This window comes from Lentimonas sp. CC4 (genome assembly GCF_902728235.1).
Classification (GTDB): Bacteria; Verrucomicrobiota; Verrucomicrobiia; order Opitutales; family Coraliomargaritaceae; genus Lentimonas.
In genome coordinates this window covers 3976100-3986899 of the sequence record NZ_CACVBO010000001.1, presented here as the reverse complement: position 1 = coordinate 3986899, position 10800 = coordinate 3976100, and the positions used below count along the sequence as shown (strand labels likewise).

Annotated in this window: 10 protein-coding genes; all 10 read left to right on the top strand. The window is 51.6% G+C overall.

What is annotated here, in order from left to right; all coding sequences use genetic code 11:
- Positions 1–479 (top strand): hypothetical protein (locus GZZ87_RS17030; protein WP_162071476.1); only part of this gene is annotated, 479 nt, incomplete at its 5' end.
- 235 nt (positions 480–714) lie between these two features.
- The gene (rsmH, locus tag GZZ87_RS17025) at positions 715–1677 is read left to right on the top strand and encodes a 16S rRNA (cytosine(1402)-N(4))-methyltransferase RsmH (protein WP_162025363.1); all 963 of its coding nucleotides are present in this window, start codon (positions 715–717) and stop codon (positions 1675–1677) included.
- A 12-nt stretch (positions 1678–1689) separates the two neighbouring features.
- Positions 1690–2067: a hypothetical protein gene (locus GZZ87_RS17020; protein ID WP_162025364.1), complete on the top strand. Its 378-nt coding sequence runs from the start codon at positions 1690–1692 to the stop codon at positions 2065–2067.
- 20 nt (positions 2068–2087) lie between these two features.
- Complete coding sequence (locus tag GZZ87_RS17015) at positions 2088–2285, top strand: hypothetical protein (RefSeq protein ID WP_162025365.1); 198 nt, start codon at positions 2088–2090, stop codon at positions 2283–2285.
- 10 nt (positions 2286–2295) lie between these two features.
- Positions 2296–4110, top strand: coding sequence for a penicillin-binding protein 2 (locus GZZ87_RS17010; RefSeq protein WP_162025366.1), 1815 nt, complete (start codon positions 2296–2298; stop codon positions 4108–4110).
- Positions 4111–4195: 85 nt separating this feature from the next.
- A complete protein-coding gene (locus GZZ87_RS17005; RefSeq protein ID WP_244648151.1) occupies positions 4196–5689 on the top strand; it encodes a UDP-N-acetylmuramoyl-L-alanyl-D-glutamate--2,6-diaminopimelate ligase in 1494 nt (497 codons plus the stop codon).
- On the top strand, positions 5689–7092 hold the full coding sequence (gene murF / locus GZZ87_RS17000; RefSeq protein WP_162025368.1) for a UDP-N-acetylmuramoyl-tripeptide--D-alanyl-D-alanine ligase: 1404 nt from the start codon (positions 5689–5691) through the stop codon (positions 7090–7092). The genes GZZ87_RS17005 and murF overlap by 1 nt, the downstream gene beginning before the upstream one ends.
- Before the next feature lie 61 nt (positions 7093–7153).
- A complete protein-coding gene (mraY, locus tag GZZ87_RS16995; RefSeq protein WP_162025369.1) occupies positions 7154–8254 on the top strand; it encodes a phospho-N-acetylmuramoyl-pentapeptide-transferase in 1101 nt (366 codons plus the stop codon).
- A gap of 31 nt (positions 8255–8285) precedes the next feature.
- Entirely contained in the window at positions 8286–9557 is a 1272-nt protein-coding gene (gene murD / locus GZZ87_RS16990; protein WP_162025370.1) for a UDP-N-acetylmuramoyl-L-alanine--D-glutamate ligase, read from the top strand.
- Between the two features lie 36 nt (positions 9558–9593).
- Positions 9594–10796 (top strand): LysM peptidoglycan-binding domain-containing protein, encoded by a 1203-nt coding sequence (locus GZZ87_RS16985; protein WP_162025371.1) that lies wholly within the window; start codon positions 9594–9596, stop codon positions 10794–10796.
- Positions 10797–10800 lie beyond the last annotated feature (4 nt).

The window sequence follows — 10800 nt, the reverse complement described above, 5'->3', positions numbered from 1 at the left end:
TGCACATGGGTTTATTTACAACAGCAGGATTTATTGGCGAATTTCGCCACAGCGTAGACGACAAAGGTCGTCTTACGATCCCTGCTGCGTGGCGTCCAAAGGGGGATGCTTCGGAAAATCAATTTCTCGCTATTCCAAGTGTTGAAGAGGGTTCAGAGGCATATGTTCGTGTGCTTGCGCCGAAGATGATCGCTCAACTCGAAGAGACGATTTCTCAAATCAAGATGAGTGACGTCGAAGGTCAGCGTATGGTCGCTGAGTTTATGGCGATGGCTCACAGCTTTAGTTGCGACAAGCAGGGCCGCATTAATTTGAACGAAAAATTAATCAAGCATGCTCAAATCGGAAAGGGCGCCGTCCTTCTCGGGATGATGTCCACATTCAATATCTACAGTGAAGAACTTCGTGATGCAGCCCTCGCTGGCGGTCCAAGTGATTCCACTGCTCGTGCTGCTGTCTTCCAGCGTTTCGGTCTTTAATCCCCAGGGAACCTTTAAACCATGCGTAACATATTCCAATCCATCGCCCGCGAAAATTTTAAAAGCTCCGGTTACTTTACGCACCCGAGCAATGATCGCCGCACGAACTGGCAATATACGAGTCCGCCACACAGTCCTTTTAAGTCTTCTGACGCTGCTAGCAGCGCCTTGCTTCGCCGAGAAAGCGCGCAGCGACACAAACAAACAATAATCTCCATACTACAAAACTGCGTTAATGTCTTCCGCCGATGATGCTTTGAATCCTGCTGCGTTCAGTGGTCACGTTCCCGTCTTATTTAGAGAGACGTTGGAACTTTTGAGCCCGCGTGCAGGTGCAAAGCTTCTTGATGGAACGTTTGGTGGTGGTGGTCATACTCGCGCTTTGCTGTCTGCGGCTGAAGGTGTGACCTTAGTTGCTACGGATCGCGACCCTGATGCGGTTGCACGCGCACAGCAGGTTTCGGATGAATTCGGTGAGCGTTTTCGCTTCTACTCCATGAATTTTGGCGATCTCGCTGATTTGGATGAGAGCGGGTTTGACGGTATTCTTTTCGACTTCGGCTTGTCGTCGTTTCAATTGGATCAAACTGATCGCGGCTTTTCGTTTCGTTATGATGCACCCGTTGATATGCGCATGGACCCAACAAAGGGCATCAGCGCTGCCGAGTTCCTAGAGACTTCCGATGAGGAGGGGCTTTTACGCGCCGTTCGTAACTATGGCGAAGAGAAGCGCCACCGTCGTGTCGTGCAGGCAATTATCGATGCACGTGGCACAGGTAAACTTCAACGCACACATTCACTTGCAGCTCTGGTTGCGGAAGCGGTCGGCTCGGCTCCACACGGACGCAAGACGGTGAATCCAGCGACGCGCACGTTTCAAGGAATTCGCATTGAGGTGAATGATGAGTTGAAGGCAATCGAGCGTGCCCTGCCGGCTGCCTTTGAGCGTCTTGCTCCAGGTGGTGTGCTTGCTGCGATTAGCTTTCACTCGCTCGAAGACCGTATCGTAAAGCGCTTTTGCCGTAAAATGGCCGGTCGCCCTGAGCATACCAACGACACTCGCACTCAGGATGAGCGCGTCGTTCAAGCGAAAATGGTTTCAACCCGTCCGATCCTTCCCTCTGAAGAGGAAATAAAAATAAATCCACGTAGCCGTAGCGCACGAATGCGCGCGATTCATAAACTTACCAACGACTAACTCCACTACCCCATGAACAATGTATCTCAAAAGGCTCGGAGCCGTATTCTCTTTTTTGTCATCGCGATGATCGTAGTCACTGTTTGCAGCGGCTTTGCGATCGTGTGGATGCAGCAACAGATTTCTCGCACTGCAAAGCGTAGTCAAAAAGTGGAGGTGCAACTTGCCGAGACGGTTCGCAAGCTTCGCTACCTCGACGAGCGTATCGCCACCATGCATCAGCCAGTCGTGTTGCAAGGCAAGGTCTCCGGGACGCTTCGTCCATCGCTGGATACGCAAATCGTCTGGGTGCGTGAGAGTAACGTGTCCACTGGTCGCTCGTATGCAGTGGCCGAGCCATACGAAACTTCGATGGACTTGGCTTTTCTTGATCTAAACACCAAACGCTAACTGAATAACCCCATACTACTATGCATGTTACTTCTGATTATTATCGTAGCCGTGAGCATCAACCTGCGGAGGTGTTAGGGCTTGTCGAGCGTTGGAGTCGCTCTGTCCAGAATGCGAAACGCGCCCGAGATGCTAAGCCGTTGTGCCCATCGCGTAGCACGCTACGCCGCCTCGCGCGTCACTATGAAAACAGCCACGCATTAAAGCGCAGCGCTTAGAATTGATGCTATGAGTAAGGCCTTCGTATCTACTGCACGTGCAGGACTCGTATCGGCCGCAGTCGCTTTTGCGTTCTGCGTGTTGATCGGGCGCTTGTTCTACTTGCACGTGTGGGAGCAGAAGGAATTGATGAAGCATGTAGAGGGCAACCGCAAGATGGTGCAGGTGGTTGAGGCGCGTCGTGGTAACGTCGTGGATAACCGCGGGAACTTACTAGCGACGACGCGCACGACGATTGATCTTGGCGTAGATCCGCAGTCAGTGCGCGACGAGGATCGTTTGAAATTGCCAGAACTTGCGAAGTTGATCGGCAAGCCATTGGCGGATGTTGAGCAGACGATAGATACTAAGACGCGCAAAGGTTCGGTGCACGCTCAAGAAGTGAGCCTGATTAAGTGGGCATCTTTGGCAAAGGGGCTGGATGAAGATACCTACGAGGCCGTGCGTGCATTGGGAATTAAAGGTGTGTATGGAAATCGTAAATACAGCCGCACTTATCCCAGTGGTCAGCTCGCGGCGCATATTTTAGGGTATGTCAATTATGAGGAAACTCCGGTCACGGGGGTGGAGCGATTCTTCGATTACTATCTACGCGGTCAAGATGGTTGGCGCGAAACTGAACGTGATGGGCGTCGTCGCGAATTGGCACAATTCCGGTTCCGTGAAGTCGATCCGACCGATGGCTTGAATGTCGAGTTGAGCATCGATCTAATGGTGCAGCATATCGTGGAAAAGGAGATCGCCCGTCTAGCTCAGGAGTATGATCCCAAGAGCGTGAGTATCATCGTCAGTGAGCCATCGACTGGTGCGGTGTTAGCTATGGCGAACTATCCGACTTACGATCCCAACGAATTTTATGACACCAAGAAGTATCCTATCGAATCTCAACGCAACCGTGCGCTGACTGATTTGATTGAGCCTGGCTCGACCTTTAAGATTGTGCCAGCTGCCGCCGCTTTGAATGAGGGGATTGTCCAGCCCGAGGATATGTTTCAGACTGGCATGTCACGTGTTAGCTATAAGGGTCGCTCACTTAAACTCCCCGGTGATCACCATATCTATGAAACGCTTTCGATGCATGACATCGTAGTGAAATCAAGTAATCGTGGGGTGGCGCATTTGGGCCTGATGCTCGGAGAGAATCGGTTGCATGACTATGCGGCAGCATTCGGGTTTGGCGAGAAGACTGGCTTTGATTTGGGCGGCGAAGTTTCCGGCATACTGCATCCTGTTAAGAATTGGGATGGGCTGACGATCACACGTTTACCGATGGGGCATGCTGTGAGTGCGACACCGATGCAGGTCCATAGTTCGATGTCCGTGATCGCGAATAAGGGTGTGTTGATGGAGCCGTTGATTGCTAAGCGAGTCTTTGATTTTTCGGGCAATGATGTGGTGAGTTTTTCTCCAAAAGCAAAACGCCGTGTTATCTCTACTGAAGTCGCAAAGACCGTTGCTGATATGCTGGTCGATGTGGTCGGTAACGAGGGCACTGCACGCAGGGCTTCTATTGAGAATTATTCCGTCGCCGGAAAAACTGGCACGACTCAAAAGATCATTAATGGTAAATACTCACGCCAACATCACGTGGCATCTTTTAGCGGATTTTTTCCAGCCGATACACCTGCTTTGGTCATCACTGTTGTAGTGGATGATCCTCAGTCGAAGGGCGTTGGTTATGGTGGTTCCGTTGCTGCGCCAGCCTTTCGTAATATTGCGGAAGCCTGTATCGCTTATTTAGGCATTCGACCAGTCAAGTCGGACGCATCTTTCCTCGCTTTAGAACACTCTCGATATGATCGGTCTCGCCGAATTTCAAATTAGCACATTGCTTTCATCTGTTAGCTCTCGTCAAAGTTACTCTCGGAAACTCAATGTCACCCAAGTCAATAGTGATCGTCGCTTTTCGATGAATCCTAGTGTTCAGGAGCTGTTTGAAGATATCGAGCTTGTCGCTCGTAAGGGTAATGGTGAGCGTGGCGTGACATGTCTGATTACTGATAGCCGTCGCGTCGTGCCCGGTGCATTGTTCTTTGCGATTGGTGGGTTACGCACAGATGGCAATTACTACGTAGAGGAGGCTGTGGATCGCGGGGCAGTCACGATTATCACAGAGCAAGACCTCGGTTCGCATTTTCCTATTGATTTTATTCAGGTGAAAGATGTGCGTGAAACACTCGCACTCGTATCACGTCGCTTCTATGGCAATGCCGATGAGAAGCTCCGCATTGCAGGCATCACTGGCACCAATGGTAAGACGACCGTGTCGATGCTGACGCAGCATTTGATCGGAGGTCACGATTCGGTCGGATTGCTTGGCACGATTCGTTATGATTTGGGCAAGCGCACGCTGCCCTCGTTTAAGACGACTCCAGAATCAGTCGATGTGCATGCGCTTCTCAGTCAGATGGTGGACAACGGTTGTGAAGAAGCAGTCATGGAAATCAGTTCACATGGGATCGACCAGAAACGCATCCACGGACTCGATCTCGATGTCGCGGTTTTCCTGAATTTGACGCAAGACCACATCGACTATCACAAGACAATGGAGGCGTATTTTGAGGTGAAGAAAAGACTCTTTACTGGTGCGACGGGCAAAGTGCCGAAGGCTGCGGTGATTAATGTCGATTGTCCGTATGGAGCGCGTCTGCATGGAGAATTGCCAGGGGGTGTGTCTGCTGTGACTTTCGGTCTGAGTGAGCGTGCTTTGATTCGTGCTGAGAATGTGCAACTCTTCGCAGATCGCACTGAATTTGATTTGATTTGGCCAGAAGGGCAGGCAGCTGTGGTGTCACCTTTATTGGGTCGCTACAATGTGAGTAACTTACTCGCAGCACTGGCTATTGGTCGTGCGAAGGGCTACGATATTTTGGCTCTGTTGCATGAGTTGCCCAGTTTTCCTGGTGTTCCTGGTCGCATGGAGCGCATCGATGCAGGGCAGTCAGTCAATGTGCTGGTTGATTATGCACACACCGATGATGCGTTGAAGAATGCTTGTGAAATGCTGCGGGAGATTACTCCTGGTAAACTAATCGTGGTGTGTGGTTGTGGTGGTGACCGTGATCGTAGCAAACGTGCACCGATGTTGCGTGCTGCGTTGGATGGTGCGGCAACTGTATTTGCCACTTCGGATAATCCACGTTCTGAATCGATCGAGCAAATTTTCGAAGATATGCGTGCCGCTTGCACGCCGGCTTGCGCTCAGCGCGTGACGTTTATCGATGATCGCAAGCGTGCGATTTCATTGGCGTTGGATGTCGCCGGTCCGGATGACTGTGTGTTGATCGCAGGGAAGGGGCACGAAACATTTCAAGAATTCGATGGCACGGTGATTCCCTTTGATGACCGCCAGGTCGCAGGTGAACTGATCCGCCTCAAAGCACTTAACGCACGTAACTCCTGATGGATAAGGCGAGGACAGCACTGGCACGCTTCGATCCTCAACAATTGGCTGCATGGTCAAACGGTAAATGGCAAAGTGCTATATTGCCGACGACAATCTCAGGGTTTTGTTTCGATGCGCGTCAATTGAAACCAGGCGAATGCTTTGTGGCATTGAGTGGTGGTGCCCGAGATGGGCATGAGTTTGCTCTTCAAGCGGTCGCTGGTGGCGCAGGTTCGCTGTTGGTTGAACGAGCTCAGGATTTAGGAGTTCCGCAGTTGCTCGTCGAGGATTCGCTGCTTGCGATGGGGGCAATTGGTGCTGGTATTCGCAACGGTTTTATTAATCCGGTTGTCGGTATTACTGGAAGCTGTGGGAAGACTTCGACTAAGGAAATGCTGCGTGTGTTGCTAGGCGAAAGCCGCACACACGCGACCGCAGGCAACTGGAATAATCGTATCGGAGTGCCGATGACTTTGTTTGGGCTGGATGCCGAGCCGCATGATTTTGCGGTGATTGAAGCGGGGATCAATCAACCCAAAGAAATGGCCGCACTGGGTGCGATGATCGAAGCGGATCTGACCATTATTACAAATATCGCTTCCGCCCATTTGGAGTTGCTGGGGTCGCTCGAGGGAGTGGCAGCTGAGAAGTCTGAACTCGTGCTCCATTCTCGGGCGCATGCACCCATGGTGCTACCAAATTCAGTGTTTCAATATTCTGCATTTACTGCATGTGCCGAGCGAGCACTGGTGCTTGCGGTCGTGGACGAAGTTGTGTCGCCTGAGCCGAAGCGTGTGATTCGCTATCGCCTAGATGTTGCTGGGGTGGGGCAGAGCACTTTGCAGTTAAGCGACGGATCGACGGATGAGCTGTTTCAAATCGCGAGTCCGAGTGAGGGGATCTGTGTGAATGCTGCGTTGGCGATCGTTGCCGCGCGTGAGTTGGGGATCTCTAATGCTGTGATTCGTGAGCGACTTGCAGCATGGGAGCCTGCGTCGACACGCGGCCGTATTGCTACGCAGGGCGAGCAGACTTTGTATATCGATTGTTACAATGCGAATCCTGCGTCGATGCGTGATGCCATCGCCGCGTTTGGACGTTCGATGCCCGTTGAGCAAGCGCGTTGCTATGTGCTGGGTGCGATGAATGAACTTGGCTCCGATGCGATTGCACTGCATCGGAAGATCGGTCAGCAGCTACGTTTGCGTCCCGAAGATCGCGCATTCTTTGTTGGGCCAGACGTGCTCACGCAGGCATATTATGATGGAGCGATTCAGGCTGGCTCCAACCCGGCTCAGCTAACTCGGAGCACTGATGTTGAAAAAATAAAATCCGTCGTTGCCGATTTTGTTGGAGCACTCTTTCTGAAGGGCAGTCGCTCCTACGCACTCGAAACACTTTTACCGACCACCTTAGGCTAGCTTAGGTCGCCCAGTTTACTCACTTTCACTACCACTTTTTCACCACTCTTCACTATAAGGAATGCTCAGTTATCTCGCCGATTTTGAAGCCTATTTCGGGCCGCTCCGTCTCTTCCGTTACATCACGCTACGCGCCGCATTTGCCGGACTCACTGCGCTGAGCATTGGTTTTATTATGGGGCCTTGGTTGTTTGCCAAACTCCGTCAGCTCAGTGCGAGTCAGTCGCTTCGCACCAAAGATGAGGTGGGTGAGTTGGCCGAGCTGCATGCTTCAAAATCTCAAACTCCAACGATGGGGGGGCTGATGATTTGTGCTTCAGTTGTTGTGAGCTCTGTGCTGTGGGCGCGTCCGAATGTATATGTGTATACTGGGCTCGTCGTGTATCTCGGCCTGACGGTGATCGGCTTTCTCGATGACTATTTGAAAGTGGTGAAGAAGAATAGCGCCGGGCTTTCTGGTCGCTGGAAGTTGGCTGGGCAGGGATTACTGACCTGTGTGGCATTGGCAATGTTGCTGCTGTGCCCTGAGTCGGCCGACCGTATGCGTGAGCTGTGGGTGCCGTTCTACAAGGAAGTGTTGTGGTCGCAGATGTCTCTTTTCTTTATGGTGCCATTCCTGTTTCTGATTCTAGCGGGTTCGAGTAATGCGATTAATTTGACGGATGGCGTCGATGGTTTGGCGATTGGTTGCACGGTGACTGCTGCTTTGGCATTTGCGATTATGGCGTATGCTGCGGGCAATGTTGTCATCGCCGATTATTTGTTTATCAGCTACCTGCCTGGCGCAGGTGAGTTGGCGGTGGTTTGCTCGGCATTACTCGGAGCGAGTTTGGCGTTTCTCTGGTATAACTCACATCCGGCGGAAGTCTTTATGGGTGATACTGGTTCGCTCGCACTCGGTGGTCTCATTGGTATGATTGCGTTCATGGTGCATCAACCGCTGACGCTGATCATCGTTGGAGGCATCTTCGTGATGGAAGCGGGGTCTGTGATCCTGCAAGTCGGTTCATTCAAATTGCGCAAGAAGCGGATTTTTAGGATGTCACCGATTCACCACCACTTTGAGCTTAAAGGCTGGCACGAGAACAAGGTCGTGATCCGTTTTTGGATTCTATCCCTGATTTTTGCGATGGCCGGACTGGCAACCCTGAAACTCCGTTGATTTGAAAGCACTTCATTCATCTGTAAACGATATGGCAGGCGCGTATGAGCGTGTGGCAATTTTCGGGGCAGGTGTGAGTGGTCAAGCCGCTCGGCGATTGGCGGCTGCGTTGGGACTAGATGGCTGTCTGTTCGATGAAGGTGGCGCGGGCGAGGCATCCGAGTTTTTACAGGATGATCTGAGCGGGTTTGATGCGTTTATTTTTAGTCCTGGGTTTGCGCTGACGCATCCTTGGCGGATGTTGGCGGAAGGTTCCGGTCTGCCTTGTTATAGCGAACTTGGGTTTGCCGCGTTGCACTGGCGGGGGCGTTTGCTCGGTGTGACGGGCACGAATGGCAAAACCACAATCACTTCTTTGCTCTGCGATGCGTTGGAGTCTGCTGGGCAGATTGCGATGGAAGCGGGTAATATCGGCACGCCATTGAGTGATGTCGTGCTGAGCGATGCGAATCAGGCTGAGGCGATTGCGGTGTGTGAGATCAGTTCGTTTCAGGCGGAATTGCCGCTTGGTTTACAGCTCGATGGGCTGATTTGGAGCAATTTCGCCGAAGATCATTTGGATCGATACGATTCGATGACGGAGTATTTTGCAGCTAAAGCTCAATTGTTGAGCTGTTTACGGGCAGATGCACCTTCGGTGCTTGGGGCAGATGTGGTGGCATTTGATTCGCGAGTGGTGGATATTCGAAATTCGATTGTGGTGGAGGGGGATTCGGCGTTGGTTGAGGCGCTTGCGCCGCAATCGCCATTTTGCATTCAACCGCAGCGCACTAATTTCGCACTGGTGGCCGCGCTTTGTAGTGCGTTAGATTTACCTGAGGGTGCATTGGTTGACAGCGCGAATGTGTTTCAGTTGGCAGCGCATCGTTTATCGCAAGTGGCGACTTGGGGCGAGGTGTCCTTTTGGAATGACTCCAAAGCGACGAATTTCCATGCGGCATTGGCGGCATTAGATGCGTTGGATGCCCCTATTTTCTGGATAGGTGGCGGTAGTGGGAAGGGTGGCGATTTGGATGCATTTGCACAATCGGTCGCATCAAAAGTCGAGGCAGCATTCGTCTATGGTGTGAGTGCTCCGTCTTTGGCTGAGGTGTTATGCCCATTGCATGTTCGGGTGGAAGTGCATCCTGATTTCGTTGAAGCCGTCGAGGCCGCTGTCAGAGCGGCTTTAGCAAATGCGCCGTCAGTTGTTTTGCTGAGCCCAGGCTTTGCTAGTTTTGATCAATTTCCGAGTTATGCCGCCCGTGGAAAATCCTTTATTTCGACTGTTTTAAGTTTGAAGGATGCGCATCGCCCCAGTTAGTCTCTATACTACTGGTAATCGCAGTTTTATAGTATTATGAAAATTTCAAAAGTATTCGGGTGTGTCCTTTGTCTCCATCTCGGTGTTATTGCCGTTCTTATCGGTGTGCCTGGCTGTGGCACGACGCAGCCGCCGACACAAACTTACCAGCAAAATCGGACGACAACATCGTCTCAAAGCTATCAACAACCTCGCAGCACGAATTTGACGGTGTCGAAGAGCAAGGAGGGGTTGATTCCTGCGACGCGTGAGGGGGGTGCGATTGATCCTGCATTTAACGCCGGCTTTGATGCCAGTTCGGATGGTCGCTATGCGCCGAATCGTCCTGAAACAGAGTTTGTTGAATTCGACGAAGTGACTCCGCAGCTTGAGCCAATCGTCTCCGAGTCGGTTGTTCCAACCGTTGAAGTCGCTGGTTCCTCGTTTGACACATACACTGTGAAAAAGGGCGATAGCCTGTGGGCCATTTCTAAGAGCCAAAATGTTTCGCTCAACGAGTTATATGCGGCAAATGGCCTGAATAAGAATTCGGTGCTTAAAATCGGTCAGCAAATCCAGATCCCAGTCGAAGGTAGCACTGCGACTGTGAGTGCTGTGACTGCTGATGCGTATCAGCCATCCAACTATAACATGGCCACTGAAACTTACACGGTGAAGGGCGGCGACAATTTGTCTAATATCGCAGCGAAGTATAACACGTCGGTCAGTGCGATTAAGGCGTCCAATAACAAGTCATCTGATATGATTCGTGTTGGTGAGCAGCTGGTCATCCCTGTCAGCGGTTCATCTGCGAGTCGCACTTCGACTGCGCCAAAGCCAACACCTGCACCAAAGGTGTCGACTACATCAGTTGATGCGAGCGGCATCCATACCGTGAAAGCGGGTGAATATCCTGCAACGATCGCACGTCAGTATGGTATGACTGCTTCGGAGCTTCTTGCGATTAACGGTATTACCGATCCACGCAAAATTCAGATTGGGCAGAAGTTGAAAGTGAGCTCGACCGGTAGCGCTGCCAATATCGCAACCAAGACAGAGACGATCGCCGCTCCTGTAGCGCCTAAGCCTGCAGCGGTCAACGTCACTGGTCCAACAGTGACTGCTTCTAATAACGGCCCTGTTGAAATTCGAGTCGTCGAAGCTGATCCATTGGTTGAAGAGGATATCGTCGAGATTAATACAGATGCGATGTTTGAAAATGCTGTAGAGATCCCGGTCATCCGTATGGACGACCAGTAGGTCT